Origin of the sequence: Lysinibacillus sp. NPDC056232, assembly GCF_042267565.1 — a bacterium.
Classification (GTDB): Bacteria; Bacillota; Bacilli; order Bacillales_A; family Planococcaceae; genus Lysinibacillus.
On sequence record NZ_JBHJTF010000040.1, the window covers coordinates 1 to 19,514 of the forward strand.

General features: G+C 35.0%; 11 protein-coding genes and 1 pseudogene. 2 read left to right on the forward strand and 10 right to left on the reverse strand.

The annotated features are described in order from the left end of the window. Window positions 1-3: 3 nt before the first annotated feature. Both ACFCYJ_RS22250 and ACFCYJ_RS22255 read right to left on the reverse strand, forming a co-directional pair. Entirely contained in the window at window positions 4-735 is a 732-nt protein-coding gene (locus tag ACFCYJ_RS22250; RefSeq protein WP_376077161.1) for a hypothetical protein, read from the reverse strand. 218 nt (window positions 736-953) lie between these two features. Then, window positions 954-3,548 (reverse strand): DEAD/DEAH box helicase, encoded by a 2,595-nt coding sequence (locus ACFCYJ_RS22255; RefSeq protein WP_376077162.1) that lies wholly within the window; start codon window positions 3,546-3,548, stop codon window positions 954-956. 679 nt (window positions 3,549-4,227) lie between these two features. Between ACFCYJ_RS22255 and ACFCYJ_RS22260 the strand changes: the two genes are divergently transcribed. Beyond that, complete coding sequence (locus ACFCYJ_RS22260) at window positions 4,228-5,562, forward strand: phospholipase D family protein (RefSeq protein ID WP_376077163.1); 1,335 nt, start codon at window positions 4,228-4,230, stop codon at window positions 5,560-5,562. Between the two features lie 1,269 nt (window positions 5,563-6,831). Here ACFCYJ_RS22260 and ACFCYJ_RS22265 read toward each other — a convergent pair. Continuing rightward, window positions 6,832-7,870, reverse strand: a pseudogene (locus ACFCYJ_RS22265) (MFS transporter); the annotation flags it as partial. Window positions 7,871-8,159: 289 nt separating this feature from the next. Then, entirely contained in the window at window positions 8,160-9,440 is a 1,281-nt protein-coding gene (locus ACFCYJ_RS22270; protein WP_376077250.1) for a histidine--tRNA ligase, read from the reverse strand. A 1,086-nt stretch (window positions 9,441-10,526) separates the two neighbouring features. Here ACFCYJ_RS22270 and ACFCYJ_RS22275 point away from each other — a divergent pair. Continuing rightward, window positions 10,527-10,751, forward strand: a complete 225-nt coding sequence (locus ACFCYJ_RS22275; protein ID WP_376077166.1) for a DUF2188 domain-containing protein — start codon at window positions 10,527-10,529, stop codon at window positions 10,749-10,751. Window positions 10,752-10,883: 132 nt separating this feature from the next. Here the strand turns inward: ACFCYJ_RS22275 and ald are convergent, their stop codons facing one another. The 6 genes from ald to ACFCYJ_RS22305 form a co-directional block, all read right to left on the reverse strand. Further along, window positions 10,884-12,029 (reverse strand): alanine dehydrogenase, encoded by a 1,146-nt coding sequence (gene ald / locus ACFCYJ_RS22280; protein WP_376077168.1) that lies wholly within the window; start codon window positions 12,027-12,029, stop codon window positions 10,884-10,886. Between the two features lie 26 nt (window positions 12,030-12,055). After that, window positions 12,056-13,477: an aldehyde dehydrogenase family protein gene (locus tag ACFCYJ_RS22285; RefSeq protein ID WP_376077170.1), complete on the reverse strand. Its 1,422-nt coding sequence runs from the start codon at window positions 13,475-13,477 to the stop codon at window positions 12,056-12,058. Between the two features lie 22 nt (window positions 13,478-13,499). Next, entirely contained in the window at window positions 13,500-14,810 is a 1,311-nt protein-coding gene (locus ACFCYJ_RS22290) for an aminotransferase family protein (protein ID WP_376077173.1), read from the reverse strand. A 565-nt stretch (window positions 14,811-15,375) separates the two neighbouring features. Continuing rightward, window positions 15,376-16,629: an ArgE/DapE family deacylase gene (locus ACFCYJ_RS22295; RefSeq protein WP_376077175.1), complete on the reverse strand. Its 1,254-nt coding sequence runs from the start codon at window positions 16,627-16,629 to the stop codon at window positions 15,376-15,378. Between the two features lie 77 nt (window positions 16,630-16,706). Beyond that, window positions 16,707-18,095, reverse strand: coding sequence for an APC family permease (locus tag ACFCYJ_RS22300; protein ID WP_376077177.1), 1,389 nt, complete (start codon window positions 18,093-18,095; stop codon window positions 16,707-16,709). A gap of 54 nt (window positions 18,096-18,149) precedes the next feature. Further along, window positions 18,150-19,472 (reverse strand): APC family permease, encoded by a 1,323-nt coding sequence (locus tag ACFCYJ_RS22305; RefSeq protein ID WP_376077179.1) that lies wholly within the window; start codon window positions 19,470-19,472, stop codon window positions 18,150-18,152. Between the last annotated feature and the right edge of the window lie 42 nt (window positions 19,473-19,514).

The following is a 19,514-nucleotide window of genomic DNA, read 5'->3' on the forward strand; positions in this document are numbered from 1 at the left end:
CATTTACCGATTGGGCGAGATGCGACCTTTACGATAGAAAAATGTACATTTCAAAATAATGCTGTTAGCTGTGAAACGATTAAAGATGCTGGTGAAAAATTGTTTTTGCAAATAACAAAGTAAATCTTCTCCAATGTAGGTATGCATGTCTAATTTAGATAAAAAATTATTAATCCTTTCCGTAATACATCTATATCTCGTAGGAAGATGGTTTCCAAAGTAAGGAATTGTAATAATAGATAATTTATCAGTTTGAAAGTTTGTTCTACTTAAACTTTCCTTACTCACAACTGCCTGAATTTGTTTATCTATTAAAGTTTTAACCACTAAGGGTAATTCTTTATATGAATATTGAGATAATGAATTAAAATACATAGCTACACTTTTATTACTCAACGGATTATTTATATTGCTTAAATATATCAATTCAGAATGTAGAGACTTTTCACTCGCATTTATTAGAGTTTTAATACCATTTTTAAAATGCTTTAAAGTATTACTACTCGGCTCCGGATTCTCTTGAGATTTAACTTGAATGAAAATAGGATCCATTTCTTTAAAATATATCTCTATGTCATCAATTTGCCCTTCAATTTTAATTTCAGTGAAATCTTTTATATATTGAAAAGCTAAAAAAATAGCCGCATTTGTTTGGAACTCCCAACCAAATACAGATGCAGAAGCATTACTATCATAAGTATTTTGTACCAAAGTTACGTTCAATGCCTCAGTCACTATAACACCCCTTCAAATAAGAGCTAATACTAATACCAATATCATTACATAATATTAGTTTTATTACTTAAAAATCCAAATATGTTTGTTACGTTTATTTTATTAGATTTTCAAAAGCTCGGTATATTAATTTTTAAACACCGCTCTTTATTCAATTCAACAAAATACCGACAAGAATTACACTTTATTTCTAGTTTAAATAATGTTGATGAAATATATTAGAGTTTCTCCAGAGTATCTAAAGGACTCTCACTCAATTGCGTTTTAATTGAATATGGATCTATTCCTGCCTCTTGATATAACTTAGCAGCTTTTAAACGCCATTCTTCATTTCCTTTTCCACAATACTCCAATCTTAACTCTCTGACAGTTTGAATTGCAGCTTGTGCCCACAGTTTAAATTTATTTTGATTCCAATAATAAATAGACTCATCTGCAATATCTAGAGCAGCATGTTCAATTTTCGTAGATGGACTTATTAATATCCTTACAAACTCCGTTTCTGTTGACAAGTTCTCTATTTTTCTTTGTAACCATTTAGGATGATCATTTAGTTGTCTGATTTTATATGTTGGAATTGGTTTTTCACCATCTGTTTCTGTGTAATCCTCTGCCACTAAACAGAATTCGTTCCCTATAGTCCACCAAGGATCTGGTCCACTATTTTCTTCAGTATTATCTGCATTATAACCTAACAATTTGCCTAAATCTTTATGGGCTGCTTCGAATTTCTTTGAGTTTTCATTTGAAGAAAGGCCTTCTAAAATACTCGTTATTCTCTTTTCAAATTTTCTATCACTTGAGATACCCATATCTTCCAATTCATTTTCTAGGTTTTCTATCAAATATGAAAGATAGTGATTCTCTGATGATAGTTCCTCTTTATTTGATGATTCTTTAATTAAATGTCTAAACCATGTAACAGAATAAGTACTATTTGCAGCTTGTTCAAATTTTCTTTTAGCAATATCTTGAAACTGTTCTTCAGATTGTGCTAATTGCAATGCGGCACTCCCAGCTAAATAATTCCAAAATCCTCGGTAACCTTTTAATCCATCACCATCTAAGCCATTCGCAACTGTATTTGCATACTCTAATGCAGATTTAAAATCTCCACTCCACATTGAAGCTACATATTTAATTTCAGCTTTTACTACATCTTGTAATTTTTCTAAAAGGGGGTCTTTTTCTCTTGTTTTGTCCATTCTTCTAGAAACAATTTGATTATCTGCACTATTCCATTCATCATCTTGTTTCAAAAATATCTGATACATTTCTATAAAATCTTCTATATTTTGTGCTTCTTTTGATTCTTCGTAACCAAAAGCTAACTCGGCTTGGAGCTCAGAATGATATAACTTTATATTTTGACTCTGAAGTAATCTATCTTGTAGTTGATCACCAATAATGCATACTGTCGAATAATCTGTTGCACCTCTTGTACATCTACCAATAGCTTGAACAATACGCGTTCTAATTCTATCTTGTAAAAGCAAAGACGCTGACATTCTGGATTCAAGAAACTTTTCTTGTAAGTTAGTCGATGATGGTAGGCCATACATTATTTGAAGGCGGCATTCATCACCTACAAGATTTATTCCATCATATCTATTCGCTAATATAGCAACAGCATTATTAGAGTTTACAAAATTATCTTTAGATTGTTCTATATCAACAGCACAATATATTTCTGTATCCATACTTTCAGCAAACCTGGTTCTTATACTTTCAGCAGAAGTATTATCAGGAACTAAAATTAAACTTCTATTAGAATTAGTTGCTAGTTTAGAAACTAACTTTTCAGTATCTAAATCTGACAATGTTGTACCTGGAAAGAAAAACAATCTACGTCCCACACCATGCTTGTCCCAACCTTCGGGAGCTTTAATACGAGTAATATTGTTTTGACCTGTTATTCTTTCAAGTTCTCCTCCCATACCTAATGTAGCCGACATATATAATCGTTGATTTGCATTTGAAAAAGGTAAGTGTAATGTCGTAGGAGGAATAATCGGTCTAATTAAAATACTGTTGTAATTAAAATATAGATGACAGGCACTTAAATAATTTCTTATTACTGACCAATTATATTCTAAACTCTTAATTCCCTTAGTTGATTCATCCAAATAAGACACAATTGAAGTATGGTTCGAAACAAAATAAGGTGTCGGGATCTTTTCTACCCATTCTTTATCTGAAGGAGTAGGTGAACTTGTCTTCATTCTTGCATATTGTTCATATGGCATGCTATTCTTAAACATCTCTAATAGTTGCATATAAATATTTTCATTTTCAAATCTAGATATTGTTAAAGACCAATGTTTAACTATATAATTTTCTGCAGCGTGTGCATCATCTACAACAATAAAATCAGGATTATAAAAAAATGGATTAGTATTAAATAAACTACTGTATGTAGTCACAGCTACGGCTTCACTATTGGAATATTCAGCTTTGTTTTTAGGGTTAAAACTCGCTTGCGAACCTGTGAAAGCAATCGCCTTAATACCATATTTAATATTAGCTTCTTCGACTACTTGATTTACTAATTGTTTTGTAGGACATAAAAAAATAGCTCGTTCTTTGTATACTCGACGTCGATATTCAGCAATTAATAAACCTATCAATGTTTTACCACTACCTGTTGGTAATTCTAAAGCCACGTTTTTATTCTTTACATTATCCATGTAAACTCTTAGCACATCTGCTTGATGAGCCAACAACCCTTCAACTTTTCGATTTCTTAAATCATAAAATAATGCTTCAGGACTCTCTACATTATTATTAGTTCTATAATTAGATTTAAATGCCATAATATTATCTCCAATCATATTGTGATATCTTTGCAACATACTTAAATCAATAAACTAGATTATTTTCATAATTTTAGCTGTTATTGAATTTATGAACTAATACTGTATTGCAATTTCATTATATTGAACCAATTCCACGAAAAAATGTTAAAATTTATACATTATATAGATGTTATTATAAACTATAATTGGATATTTTAATAATGGAAACAGAAAGATCTTCATTATGGAATGACCTTCGGAATAATTTAATCAATGGCACAGACGGTCATTCACTCGTATATTGGATAAAGATATCGGAGCGAGAGGCATTATCTACACAAGCTGCTGATTTGCATTTGCAGAGCTTTTTAAAAACTTGGCATCATTGTCCGAACTCCAACAGCATTTATAAGTTCCAACAACTGCATTAGACATAAAAGTTTTATACCCCTCACACCGGCTGATCAGTCGGTAACTATAGAAGCAATTTTTCAAAATTATACAAACTGACTTTAGCTGAAAAACTAAAGTAAGCGAAGATTCTATTTTAGAAGAGCAAGAAAAACTTGAGCAAAAGCGTCAGCAAAAAGTACCAGAAGAACAACAAAAAAAGTAAGAGATGAAAGAAGCAAACAGGATCAGGACACCATAAAAATTGTTTCTATAACTGAGATAATAATTAAAAGGGGAAAATTCAATGACACAATATCTGTGGGAAAAGAACACGTTTTATGAACAGTTTAAGCAGACATTATCAGACCAAAATATTCATTTAATCAATATTACTAGCGCCTATATCTCTATTAATGGTGCCAAACAGTTACAAGCTTTAACTAGACAACTCCAGCTAGAGAAAGAAGATATTCAAATCTACTGTAGTACTAAATTTAATGAACAACAGCCTACTAAAATACTAGAATTCCTTTTAACATTTGCAACGGTCTATATCGTACATGAGCCATTTTTACATAGTAAAGCTTACGAAGTACATTCAAAGAATATAATTACAACGTATATAGGTTCCGCCAACTTAACAGAAGGCGGTATGTTTAATAACAATGAGCTAATGATAAAATCAGTAAGTGCTATAGCACCATTAGAAGAATTTTGGGATTATTTATGGCAAAACTGTATTTCGGTAAATGATGAAGTTATCACTTTGTATCGTGAATTACCTGCAGTAGAACCTTCGCAAGAAGCCGAGCAAGCTCTCGTAAAACTCAATAAAAAGCTACAAACTGCCTATGAGAAACAATGCATAGAAAGTGCGTACCCAGATTTAACTGGATTTTATTTCAATGTCGATGATTATAGTATTTTCAATGAGGAATATTGGCAATCTGGCTCTTCAGAAGTACGTATGAAGCGTAAAACTACTCAAGAAAAGTTTTATGAGTTAAATGAAGCCATTCAATCCTTTGCATACCGTAATGATCTACATCCACATTACAAAAAAGAACATTTAACTAGTGGTATTGTACCATCTATTTATAATTTCGAACGTGTAACGGGGATATGGATGCGCTACGGAAAGCATAAATCTGAGCTTAATCCTTTTGGCACTACATTTGGAAAAAAATCTTCGCCCATTGAACAATTTCATAAGCATGCTTGCTTACAACTCTCAATTGGTTCGGAAGGTCTTAATATTGGAATGTTTCATAGCACAGCTAATGATGGTGTTGATTGTCATCATGTAGATGAACACTGGAATGAAGTAAAGCAAAGGATTTTAAACGTCTATGACAAAATTAAAGGTTATAACTTTGTTTGGTCGTTTTATAACAATCGTGAAAACCGTACAATAGATACGTTTGAAATTGACGTGCATTCAGCCGATCAATTCATCAAGTTTTACCGAAAATACGATATGTTAGGCTATGAAAGTTTTTGCATGCGCTATTATGAAACTGATGACCCGCATATAAAAACTTATAAAAACATTTCACATGAGGTGTCTACTATATTTGATGCTATTATGCCTTTATACCAAGCGATGACATTTAGAATTCCTGTTGAGCAAAGGTTATAAATTTAAAATAATCGAGCCCAATAATCACCTAAAATGGATGCTGGGCTCGATTCATTTTTATTAATGTTAATTTATATAGATGTCCCCCCAGGTGAGGATTACATCTGTAACATCCCTTTTAAAATTGAGATAGATATTGTTGTAACAGCAGCAAGATAGTATAGATTTTCAAATAGCTGTTCTTAGTCTTAATTGACTTTCTTATTTTTCAATGTCCGCTTCTGATGCTTAGAATTTCGATAAATTATTTTTTAGAAATGAGTATTTTCCAACTTTTCGTATTATTTTATCAATGACCTTCTTTGCTTCTTTATCAATGCGTTAACTCTAACTCAAATTTCAACTGTAGTTCCACTACTCCAAACTCTACTCTATAGTAAAAATTGAACGCCAATCAAAATGGTGTGCTTGTTACCGCGCAATCGAATACACAGCATAACACAATTGCAGATATTATAATAAAAAAGTTGTACCGCAGCACCTACTGAAGTTCCAGAAACAGCACCAATATTTTCATCTATTCCATATTCTTTTATGCGCTCTCCCAAAGATCAATTTGATATGCTCCCTTCCCTCTACCACCTGCAAACCGTTGAAACAGGTACATATCCGAATGTTTTTGTATTTACTATAGCTCCCTCCTTCAAAATAAGTTTATTAATATTTTTATATGGTTTATAAACGTATAAGGCATACTTTTAAGAGTGTCCTAAAAGTTTAAAATACGATTCGCTGGTATACCAGCGAATCAGGTTTTAATTGAATTAAATATACGGCATAAGACACAAGTGGAAACATGGATGCGTAGGTATAATAATGGAGAAATCTATCGATTTGACAACCTGTAGGTAAACAATATACATTTAATAGGGTCCCTGAATATGAGGATGTACAAATAAAATTGGTAGTAGAAAACCGTTATTTAATGGCACGCGTCAAATAGCGCTCACCTGTTAGTCAGGGGGCTATTTAATTCTTACCTTTCTATTTCCCCATACGTTTTATATACTTACGACAATAGACGAGTTTATATATGACTCCGATAAAAAAGAGAGCATAAACATTAATATATGTTCCGTCTATAAATTGTCTATTAAACGATGGTTATATAAACAAGCATCAATTAAAAATACCCGCTTAAGAGTTTCTCTTAAGCGGGTATTTTTAAAATTTCACATCAATACTTTCTTCCTCTAATTTTTTTAAGGTTTCCTTCTTTAAATTAAATATTACATTTCTCCATAAAAATTCTTCTTGAAGATAAATAATAACAATTCCTGATTCTTCAAGTTTAAAAGATTGACGTACAGCTGCAAAGGTTAATGCACTTGCCCCATATCCAAAGCCAATGATAAAGAAAATAATAATTAGAAAGAACAAGGAAGGATGCCCATTACATAAAAGGAAAGAAAACCACCCTAATAAAACAATGATACGGTTTTTTAATTGTTTCTAACCGACTTGAAATCCAACTAGCTAGAGGTGCTCCAATAAGTGCCCCGATAAGACCGATCATAATCAGCTGGCTGGCATCTGAGCGAGTCATTTCATACATATTCATCCCATATGGTACTGCCCATGAACTGATAAAGCCTACATAACCGCCGACTACCCCAAAATGGCAAAAGAATAGAGCCCATGCTTGCGGATTTGAAAATATTCTTCGTAGTAAAACTGATGTTTTTTCACGTTGCACTTCTGCTGTATCAATTACTTGCTCATCCCCAAAAATTTGTTTTGTTTTTTTTACAAGTACAAAATAAAGGAGAATGCCACATAAACATAATAGTAGTCCTACTGAGAAAAATGTTACCCTCCAACCAAATAAAAGTATCCACGTGGAGTAAGGTACTGTCGCCAATAAAAAACCAAGACTTCCTGTCATGCCCGCCAGGCCAATTAATCGAACAAATTCCTTTGGTTGAAACCATTGGGCCAAAATTAGCACCATGTTAACCCATATGGTCGCATCCCCTACCCCAGTTAGTATTCTGGCAAAAAACAGGACAAATTCATGTGTACCCAGACTATAAACAATTGTCCCTAAACCTGTAAGAGTTGCACCAATAATCAGAAAAAAATTGGGCCCAAATCGATCCGCTAAAATCCCCATCGGAATTTGCAAACTCGTGTATACAAAAAATTGTATACTCGTCAACAACCCAATCGTTGATGCTGTTACATTAAAATCTCGCATCAATTGGTCTGTAATCAGTCCTGGGGCGGTTCGTTGACTCGCCATTAACAAATAAGTAAATAATACAGAAACAAATACAACCCATCTATATCTGCTATTTTGTTTGTCCAATGATTTCTACCCCTATTAGCTTTTACTATATATATATGAATTGCAGGTAACGTTAAAAACCTGTTTTCCAAAGTAGTTTTATGATTTGAATTTGTTAGAAAATGCTTTTAGTTCTCTAGTTATTACGACGAGCTCGGAGGAATGTTTTCGAGCTTGAAATCTTTTAACTGTCTTGTATCTATCTCATCTATTAATTGTTGTTTGTTCAATTGCTTTAAATCTTGAACACATATTATTGCTGGGTAGTCTTAACGCTGGCCCTCTATCAAATAGAAAGCCTGGCATTTCATTATTTATCAAACACAAAATTAAATAGCTGTTCTTCTCCACTATTCATATCTTTCATTTTATAACGATTCGCAGTTACTTCATTCTCGCCAAGTACAATTGTCTTTTGGATATCCTCTCGATTGGCTTTATCCATTGCTTTTCGGACTTTTTTGCCACTTAGCTCAACCTCTACTCGATTGCCCTCGTTACGTAGTGCTGTAGCCAAAACAAGTGCCTCTTTTTCTGTTCTAATTGGAATGATGTAAATATCGATATCTGATTCTCGCTTCTCTGCTTTCCCTGTTAGCTCAAATGCTGTATAAATCACATCTAACCCAAATGAAATCCCCACCGTTGCAAATGAATCATTTGTACCAAGTAGTCCACCAATCGCATTATCATAGCGACCACCGCTCCCGATGCTCGATTTAATCATGCCATCCGCTAAAAAAATTTCGTAAATCGTACCTGTGTAAATTTCGAGCCCGCGTGCTAAAAACGGATTAAACACACATTGTTTTTCAATTCCTAATGTGAATAAATAGTCGGCTAGTTCTGTTAATTCTTGTAGCCCTTGACTAACAAATTCATTTTTAGAAACAAACGATTTAAAGTACTTCAGTGTTGGCCTTGCATCTAAAAATTGCACTATGTCCTGCAAAGACTTTTCGGAAAGCCCTAGCTCCGTCAATTCCTTCACTAACGTTGCTCGTTCAATCTTTTCCATTTTATCTAAAATCAAAATGACCCGATTCATCTGTGCTTCAGGCACTTCGAACGTTTGTAGCAAGCCATACAAAAGCTTACGGTTATTGTACTGAATCGTAATTGTTACATCTAGCTTCTTAAAAGCATCGACTGCCATCATCATAAGCTCTGCTTCCGCTGCCTGCGATTCTACCCCTACAATATCAACATCACATTGCGTAAATTCACGGAAACGCCCCGCTTTTATTGGACCATCACGAAAAACCTTCCCTATTTCGTAACGCTTAAATGGCATAGAAATCGTCGGATTCATTGCGACCACTTTCGCAAATGGAATCGTTAAATCATAGCGTAATGCTAGGTCCCTTTCTCCACGATCCGTTAGCGTATATATCTCCTGTAAAATTTCTGCGCCTCCCGCATATTTTGAAGCCATTAAATCTGTATAATTAAGAATCGGCGTCTCAAGCGGTTTGCACCCATACGCGATAAATGTGTCTTCAAGCGTTCTCTGAATTTTACGACGAACTACCTCCTGCTCTGGTAAATAATCTTGCGTTCCTCGTACATTTTGATAATCCATTTTTTTCATCATGAAAGCCTCCTTATTTTTTTGGCAAATAAAAAAACCGTATAACCATAAAGCTCTCAATTCGGCTTTATTTATACGATTCCACGAAAAATAGTCTTCCTATGCAATATTAAAAATTTAATAAAGATAGCAAGACTATTACATATGATGATGTGTTGTAGTAAAGGTATTAATCCTTATTTTCAACATAATGTTTCCTCCCTTAGAGTTTAGAAAGACTATACATCACATCCCCCAAAAAATCAAAAGTTTTTCTATATAGGGTCTCGTCAGATTTATGCGGATTTACAACATTAAGAATAAAAAAAGCACCAAAATACCAATTTGATCCCAAATTATTAAATAGAAGTTGATATTAATACAAACGACATTAATTTCTACCCATATTTAATAAAGCTAATGACAGAACTGACAAGTTTACAGATTCATCAACAACTAAAGTTTTTAAATGATTTCATGCCTTGGTCAAAAACATCCAGGCAACATGTATTAAATATCCAGCTATCCTAGAAAAATTCAGGTAGCTAGCGATTCGTCGTACGTACCGAAAAGGTGCTCATTGTTTTATATATATGGCGAATTAAGTCACTATGCGTTACTTTATAAGGTATGGCTAGATCAATACATGGAACAAGTAGCCAATGGAAGAATGTTTCTGTGCGAAGTTTGATAAGGTTGTATCAATTTTAAAACGGAATAGTAAAGCTGTATTTCAAATATCCCCTTCTTTTTGGACAAAAAAAAGCACCTCCACATACAATCCATTAGTACAGAACCTCGATTGACCGAGTACTGGAAAACTGAATCATAAGCAAAAGTGCTTATTTCTCTATGTATTAAAATTAGATAGTGAAACAAAACGGCTAAGAGAAGCTGCTGGAGCGTGGAGACGTAAGGCAGATGGTAAGGGTATTAGACGAGATTCCGTTCGTGAAAGGGTATAATGCAGAGCGAGCAACACACTATAAAGTATATATAATTGATTATGATCGGTCTTATAGGGGCACTTATTGGGTCACCTCTAGCTAGTTGGATTTCAATTAATATGTTCCCCTCCCACAATAACCAAACAAAGGAGATATTGTAATGGGGAAAAATCAACATATTACACCGCATCCAAATGGCGGTTATCAGGTTAAAGGAGCAGGCAATTCGAAAGCTACCAAAATATTCAACACACAATATGAAGCTATTCAATATGGTCGAGATATCGCCATAAACCAAAAATCTGAATTGCTTGTACACAATAAACAAGGTCGAATCCGTGAAAAAAATAGTTATGGAAACGACCCTTATCCACCAAGAGGCTAATATTAATATCTATTCACCACTATATTAATAGGTCGAAATTTAAAAATAGAAAAGAAGGTGAAAGCTTGGTAGATTACGTTCCCTACCAATTTTCACCTTCTTTTCATTTCAAATAACATTATTTCTCTTATTCTATTTAACTGCTAACGCCGAAGTTGAATCTGCTGCTAATTCTACTTGTAGATCCGTATATGGTAATCCATGTGCATCAGCTACCGCTTTATATACTATTTTTCCATTTACTACGTTTATCCCCTTCGCTAAAACAGGATTATCTAAAGCAGCTTGGCGATAGCCTTTATTAGCTATTTGCAAACCGTATGGAACAGTTACATTTGACAAGCCCATTGTTGAGGTACGCGCGCAAGCACCTGGCATATTTGCAACTGCGTAATGCACAACACCGTATACTTCATAAGTAGGATTACTATGAGTAGTAATTCGATCAATTGTTTCAATAGAACCCCCTTGATCTACCGCTACATCCACTACAACAGACCCCTTTTGCATCGTTTGAATCATTTCTTTTGAAACTAGTTGTGGTGCACGTGAACCTGGAATTAGCACAGCACCAATTAACAAATCTGCTGTTTTCACTGCTTCAGCGATATTGTAGGTATTTGATGCAAGTGTACGAACACGTCCTTGGAACATATCATCTATTTGACTTAAGCGTGTAATATTAACGTCTAAAATTGTTACGTTTGCACCTAATCCTACTGCCATTTTCGCAGCATTCGTCCCGACAACTCCAGCACCTACAATCACTACATTTCCAGGTGCAACACCAGGAATACCACCTAAGAGAACTCCTTTTCCTCCTTTGGAATTTTCTAAAAACTGTGCACCAATTTGTACAGACATTCGGCCTGCAACTTCACTCATTGGCGTTAACAACGGTAAGGCACCTGAATCTAATTGAATTGTTTCATAAGCAATTCCAGTAACTTTACTTTCAAGCAAAGCTTTCGTTAATTCTGGCTCTGGAGCTAAATGTAGGTATGTGTAGAGAATTAGATTCTCTTTAAAATATTTGTACTCCTCCTGAATCGGCTCCTTCACTTTAATCACCATATCAACATCCCAAGCTTCCTTAGTCGATTTAGTAATTTGAGCGCCTACATCTAAATAATCTTGGTCTGTAAATCCACTACCTAGCCCTGCACTCGATTCAATTATTACTTCATGACCACCTTTTTTGTAAGCCACAACACCTGCTGGAGTAATTCCTACTCGATTTTCATTATTTTTTATTTCTTTAGGTACACCAATTATCATTATATTTCCTCCTACCTATTTTTTTATTAGTTTTGGTTTATAACTACAAGTTTCATTTCTGTCATTTCCTCAATTGCATACTTCAGCCCTTCTCTTCCCATACCACTTTCCTTTACGCCACCATATGGTAGATGATCTAAACGGAATGTAGGAATATCATTTATAATGACACCACCTACATGGAGTTTTTGCGTTGCCTGTAAAGCAACATGGATATTATCTGTATAAATACCAGCTTGCAAACCATATTTGGAGTCATTTACTTGATCAAATGCCTCTTGAATAGATGTAAACTTCATAATAGATACGATTGGTGCGAATACCTCCTGACAGGAAACCTTCTGCTCCGGTTTTACATTTAATAGTACGGTAGGTTGTAAGATATTCCCTTCAGATTCTCCACCAGTTGCAATAATTGCCCCTTGCCCCTTTGCTTCTTCAATCCAACTTAATGTTCGTTTTACATCTTGTGGACTAATTAAGGCTGAAACATCCGTTGTAGGATCTAGGGGATCACCAAGTTTCAACTCTTTTGTAGCTGCTACAAATTTATCTACAAACAAATCATACATTTTTTCGTGAACATAGATTCGTTGAACTGAAATACATACCTGCCCTTGGAATGCAAATGCACCGGAAACGACACGTGGAATTAATTTATCAATATTAACATTTTCATCGATAATAACAGCCGCATTAGAACCCAATTCAAGCGTTACTTTCTTAAGACCTGCTTGATTGCGTATGCCAATACCTACAGCGGGGCTACCTGTAAAAGAAATCTTTTTCACGCGATTATCCGTGACTAATTTGTTACCAATTAAAGAACCTGCACCAGTAACGATATTTAACGCACCCTTCGGTAATCCTGCCTCTACTAATAATTCACCAATAAAATAGGAAGTTAATGGTGTTTGACTTGCAGGTTTTAATACAACCGTGTTACCTGATGCTATTGCTGGCCCTACTTTATGAGCTACTAGATTCATTGGGAAATTAAAAGGTGTAATAGCTGCCACGATGCCTAATGGTTCACGAACCGTATAGGCAATGCGCCCGTCTCCACCGGGGGCAGCATCCACAGGAATTGTTTCTCCGTGTATTCGCTTTGCTTCTTCAGCAGCAAATTTATACGTTTGAATTGTACGCTGAACTTCAGCTTTGGCGGTTGAAATAGGCTTGGCTGCTTCTAGTGCTATTAGCTCTGCTGCTTCTTCAGCACGTGCTTCTAATAAAGAAGCTAATTTTTCAAGAATAATCGCACGCTTATACAAAGGCATATTCGCCATCGTTTTACGTGCAGCATCGGCAGCTACTAAAGCTGCTTCTACTTCCTCGACATTTGCCTTCGGTATTTCTGCAATGACCTCGCTACTATATGGAGAGCATAATTCTGTATACTCTGCTGCTTCCACCCAATCCCCATTGATAAATAAATTTTTCCTCATTATAATTACCTCACCTTTCGTATTACAACTTACTTGCCAATACCTGATTCTCTACTTCTTGAATCGCTTTTTCTAGAATATCTAATAAATCTCTTAACTCCTTTTGGCTTATTGATAATGGTGGTGAAAATACAACAATATCTTGAGCATCTAGGACAACAGAGCGACATATCAATCCCAACTTTGCTGCCTCTGTCACTATTTGCGGAGCGAGGAGTCTTCCTTCATAAGAGATTTCTATGCCTGCCATTAAACCTAAACCTCTTGCATCTACAATAAATGGATACTTCGCTTGTAATACTTTTAACCCTGCTAATAGCTCTTGACCACGAATTTCTGCATTTGCTACTAAATTATCTTTCTCTATAATTTCAATGTTTTTCAACCCAATTGCACAGGCCATTGGATGACCACTATAAGTGTATCCATGCAATATAGTTCCTTCTGATAACTCAGAAAATTCTTGGTGTATTTTCTCTGAGATCATTACACCACCTAATTGTGCATATCCACTAGTAATACCTTTTGCAAAGCACATCATATCCGGTACCACATTAAAATGTTCCATCGCAAAGAACTTACCCGTCCTACCAAATCCTGTGATAACTTCATCAGTTATCATCAAAATACCGTACTCATTGCAAATTTCACGAATTTCTTTGAAATAATTATCCGGTGCAACATGCACCCCCCCTGCACCTTGTACTGGCTCGGTGATAAAAGCAGCTATTGTTTCTGGACCTTCAGTTTCAATCAAATCACGTAAAGCCTGTAAGGAGAAATGATCTACGAATAGAAAATCCGGTGCATTAGAATTTGTAAAATCACGAAATCCTTTTAAACCCGTCGCACTTGTAGCACCGATTGCCACCCCGTGATAAGATCTCGATCTTGAGATAATTTTTTTTCGAGAAGTTTCCCCTTTTAATATCCAATAATGACGAGCCAATTTATAGGCGCTATCATTGGATTCGGAACCACCGGACGTAAAAAATGTAGTATTTAAATCACCAGGTGCTAATTCTGCTAACTTTTTTGCTAATAGAATAGCAGGCTCATTACTAAACGTTGCAAAACAAGAACTGAAGGCTAATTTATCCATTTGTTCCTTCGCTACTTCACCAAGTTCTGTTCTACCATGTCCGATATTCACATTCCAAAGTGAAGACATACCATCAATAACTTTTTTACCTGTAATATCATACAGATAAACACCTTTTCCTTCTGTAAAAATAAATGCCGGTCCATTTTCCGTCTTTACTGGCGAAGTAGGGTGTAGAAAATGCTTTTGGTCTAACACTTTAAGTTCTTCAACAGAATAATTTCTTTTCATAAAAATACATCCTCTCTTTTAAATGTTTTTAAACAATACACTCACAATTAATAAACAATAAGCTTGCCAACTACTAAAATGTGATTTACTTACATCTCGGAAATAAATTAATTAAATTTTCAATCAATTTCAAATACAGGAATTGTTTCGTCGATTTAATTGTTAAGAGAGATTTGTTTTATCAAATAATTTTCCACACTAATAATTTCCCGATTAAAAGCTTTTTTAGTGTACAAATAATCCTCACTTATTCGTTTGGTTGTACTAGCAGTGCTAGGTTGATTATTCATAAGTGCCATCTTCTCAATATTATTTAAATGGTTTTCGATCGCTTTGTCCGATAAATAGTCATGCGATTCAAATGACGACATTTATAGAAGTTGCAAAGATTGTTGCATTTCTTGTGTCATTTTTAATGCTAGATTTTGTTTTAAATCTAATACCAATTGCATTAAGCCTACCCCCTTTTTCCATAACATTCCTAATCATTCAGCTACCCAAGCTAGAAGTATTATGAGAGACACTATATTAGTTTGAAATGGATATTCCCAAAAGTTAACGATGATTAACTCTCGCTCCACTTAATAATATAATTTGCCAAAACATTAGTTACTTCTACTACGCTATCTAAATGAACACATTCATCTGGTCCATGCATATTTTCTCCAATTGGCCCAAAGCACAATCCTTGTTTTCCGTAATACTGAGTAAATCGTGCATCATTTCCTCCAGCTCTTCCAACCATTATTACTTTATGTCCCATAACATCTTCTGCATTTTCGATGAATAATTTTACAAAAGGGTTCTCAGGATCTTGGTACCATGGCTCCGTTGACCATCCAAACCACTCTATAACAGGTGGGTTTTTATCCATCCACTCATCGCCTAAGACAGATTTCATAATCGTTTCTTGTACTAGTTGCTTAATTTCTTCGCGAGTTTCCCCTGGGATAAAACCAATTCTTCCTTCGAGGATCGCTTCCCCTGGAACTGTCGATACCCAGTCCCCAGCTTTTAGTACACCTAAGTTTAAGTGAACGGACTGTCCAGACCCCTTTTCAAATAAATCAAACTTAACATTTTTAGCACGCCATTCACTTAATTCATCCAGCGCACTAAGGATTTTCATCATTTTTGAAATAGCATTTATGCCTTCATGCGCTAAACCAGCATGCGCTGTTCTTCCCTTTACGTACACTCGGAAATACATAATCCCCCCATGACTTATTGTCATATTCAAATTATGTGGCTCTGTCGAAATGTACCCTTCTGTTACGAAGCCTTCCTCCAAACATGCTAAAGCTCCGCCTCCACCACCAGCTTCTTCTTCTATTACTGAATGTAGCTGAACATCTCCAGCAATTGGATAACCTAAATCAATTAATGTTTTCAATGCGAACCAATTTGAAATAAGTCCTGCTTTCATATCGGCAGAGCCTCGACCGTATAACTTGTTTCCAATAATATCTCCACTCCATGGGTCCATCGTCCAGTTTGAATATGGTACTGGAGAAACAACATCTACATGCCCATGAATTGTTAATGACTTACCATTGGAGACACCTTTATGTATTCCGATAATATTTTTTCGGTCTTCAAACGGAATACCTGAATCAATAAACGCTTCATGAGCTGAAACCTTCTCATATTTTGGTTCAATCTCATGCAAAATCAAGTTAAGTTCTTCATATTTTTTTTTCATGTATAATTGCATCTCTTGTTCATTACCAACAACGCTTTTTATACGTACGACATCTTGAATTATTTTAAATAATTCTTCTTTATTTTCTTCTATATACAGTCGAATTTTTTCTTTCAAAGCAATCACTCCTTTATTTACTTCTTGTGTCATTAAAAAGAGGAAGATTATCTAAGAGATTCTCATCCTCTAAATAATTAATTCAAGACTTTAATCTTATCTTCATTAAAAATCTCTTTATCTAATGACTCCAAGTCATCAATAGAGTCCATGCTTCCAAGTTCTTTTTTAAAGAATCTTGTTATAAACAGCATATAAATGATTCCGATTATAAGCCAAACGATTCCACCTATAAATGCATCAGCGTGTAAATGATACCAAAGAACTCCAGTAGCTAATGCTCCGAAAGAAGGCATAATTAAGTACTTAAAGGTTTCACTGCCTGATCTCCTTTTCTGACGTATATAGAAATGAACAATAACAGATAGGTTAACGAATGTGAATGCAATTAATGCCCCAAAGTTAATGACTGAAGCAATTAATTCTAAATTTGGTCCTATTGCAAATAATGATACGATTCCCGTCAAAACAATCGTAAAAACAGGCGTTCTAAATTTAGGGTGTAAGTATCCGAAAGTTTTTTTAGGAAGTACACCATTTCTGCCCATAACAAACAGCAAACGAGAAGCACTTGCATGAGATGCAAGTCCTGAAGCTACAGTAGCAGCGAAAGCTCCTGCAATGAAAAGCAGTTGGAATAACTTCCCTCCTACATATAAACCAATTTCCGGCAATGTATCATCTACATTTTCGAACACAGAAACATCCGGGAATAATGCTTGTGTAAAATAAGAAGCAATAAAGAAAATACCCCCACCGATTAAAACAGTTAGAAGGATTGCTCTAGGAACTGTTGATGTATCCTTTGCTTCTTCCGTATACATTGTTATTGCGTCGAAACCGATAAACGAGAAAGCTACTACTGTTGCCCCAGTTAAAACGGCTATTAATTTCACATTTTCATGTGATAGTGGATGAATCGTGAATAAAGTACCATTTCCCATACCGTGATAAAGTTGTACAGAAGCAAGTATTATGAAGATACCTATTAAACAAATCGTGAAAACAACGAGTATAAAGTTTAAGCTGGATGTTGATTCCATACTATAAGCATTAATTGCAGTAACTACAATGACATAAGCAAAAACCCAAATCCAAACAGGTACATTCGGAAACAGAGATTCCATATATATTCGAATAATTAATGCATTAACTAAAGGTAATAATAAATAATCTAATAACGATGCCCATCCTACGAGGAATCCTAGGTGAGACCCCATTGTTTCCCGGGTGTATGTATATGCTGAACCAGCAGCCGGGAATACCTGTACCATCTTTCCATAACTAATCGCTGTCAATACCATTACTAACAAGGCGACAAAATACGCCATTGGTACTACACCATTTGTTAATTTTGATACAATTCCAAACGTATCAAAGACCACTGTAGGCGTCATATATCCTAATCCCAGTGCAACAATTGACCAAACACCTAATGACCTTTTAAGCGTAGTGTTATCTGTCATTCATCCATCCCCTTTACATATTTTTAGCTGCTTCATTAATGTTTTAAACTGCGACTAATCAATCTGATCTGTATTGAGCACTGGTGGTTTATGCTTAAGACCTTTTGTCATAAATAATAAATAAATAACACCAATTCCTAACCAAACACTACCAAGAGCAATCGAATAAACATCTAGGTTGAAAAGCAAACAAGTTGTAAGTACTGCTCCGATTAATGGAAAAATCAAATAGAAGATAATCCCCTTTAAGGAGCGTTCTTTTCGCTTACCGTAATATAAAAAAACAACGGATAGATTCACAGCAGTAAATGCAAGTAGGGCGCCAAAGTTAATGAAAGACGCGACAAAGTTTAGACTTAAAAACAATGCAGATAATGATAAAAGACCAATTAATAAAATGTTGTTAACCGGGGTTCTCGTTCTTTTATTTAGTTTTCCAAAAAAATTTTTAGGTAATTGTCCATCTCTTCCCATTGCGTATAATACACGTGCAGCACTTGCTTGAGATGCGGACGCGGAACCAAATACAACCACTGCAGTTTTTGCTAGGAATGCTGCTTGTAAGGCATTCCCGCCTACTAGGAAAATAATTTCATAGGAAGCAGAATCAGCATCTTTAAAACTCGTATAATCTGGCCAAACATTATGTGCAAAATAAGATACGACTACAAAACATAATCCACCAATTATTGTTACTAAAGATATTGCACGCGGTATGTTTTTCTCCGGATTTTTTACTTCTTCTGAAAAAGTAGAAACTGCATCAAAACCGAGGAAAGAGAAACATAATAGTGCAGCACCAGCAACTATATACTTAAATGACTCCTCGGTATTAATAAAGGGATCAAGGTTAAATAAAATGCCAGTCCCGGTTCCAGTTGCTATTGATTTAACTGATAAGATGCAAAAGACAATTATAAATAATACCGATAAGCCTGTTACAATCATGTTGATATTTGCGCTTAACTTTACACCTCTAACATTTACAAACGTCACAAGAACGACTAATGTAAGTATCCAAACATACTGTGGAACTTCAGGTATAGCAGCTGAGAAGAAAATACCAAATAGTAAAAAGTTAACCATTGGGATCAAGAGATAATCCATTAAAATTGCCCATCCCACTAAGAAACCAACATGAGAATTAATAGCTTTTTGCGCATAGGTATAGGCAGATCCCGCAATGGGGTACGCTTTTGCCATTTGACCATAACTATGAGCCGTAAACATCATCACAATTAATGCAAGTACATACGATCCAGCGACCATACCATGAGATATTTTAGAGGCTATGCCGTATGTGCTAAACACTGTAGTTAAAGCCATAAAGGCCGTCCCAGTAACAACAACAGACGTTAAAGAAAGCGATCTAGACAAATTAACTGGATGTTTTATTTTTTTCACTCCTCGAATAGTAAT

Coding starts and splice junctions, on each gene's coding strand:
- ACFCYJ_RS22255 (WP_376077162.1), bottom strand. CDS start 3,548: ATGGCATTTAAATCTAATTATAGAACTAATAATAATGTAGAGAGTCCT.
- ACFCYJ_RS22260 (WP_376077163.1), top strand. CDS start 4,228: ATGACACAATATCTGTGGGAAAAGAACACGTTTTATGAACAGTTTAAG.
- ACFCYJ_RS22270 (WP_376077250.1), bottom strand. CDS start 9,440: ATGAAAAAAATGGATTATCAAAATGTACGAGGAACGCAAGATTATTTA.
- ACFCYJ_RS22275 (WP_376077166.1), top strand. CDS start 10,527: ATGGGGAAAAATCAACATATTACACCGCATCCAAATGGCGGTTATCAG.
- ald (WP_376077168.1), bottom strand. CDS start 12,029: ATGATAATTGGTGTACCTAAAGAAATAAAAAATAATGAAAATCGAGTA.
- ACFCYJ_RS22285 (WP_376077170.1), bottom strand. CDS start 13,477: ATGAGGAAAAATTTATTTATCAATGGGGATTGGGTGGAAGCAGCAGAG.
- ACFCYJ_RS22290 (WP_376077173.1), bottom strand. CDS start 14,810: ATGAAAAGAAATTATTCTGTTGAAGAACTTAAAGTGTTAGACCAAAAG.
- ACFCYJ_RS22300 (WP_376077177.1), bottom strand. CDS start 18,095: ATGACAGATAACACTACGCTTAAAAGGTCATTAGGTGTTTGGTCAATT.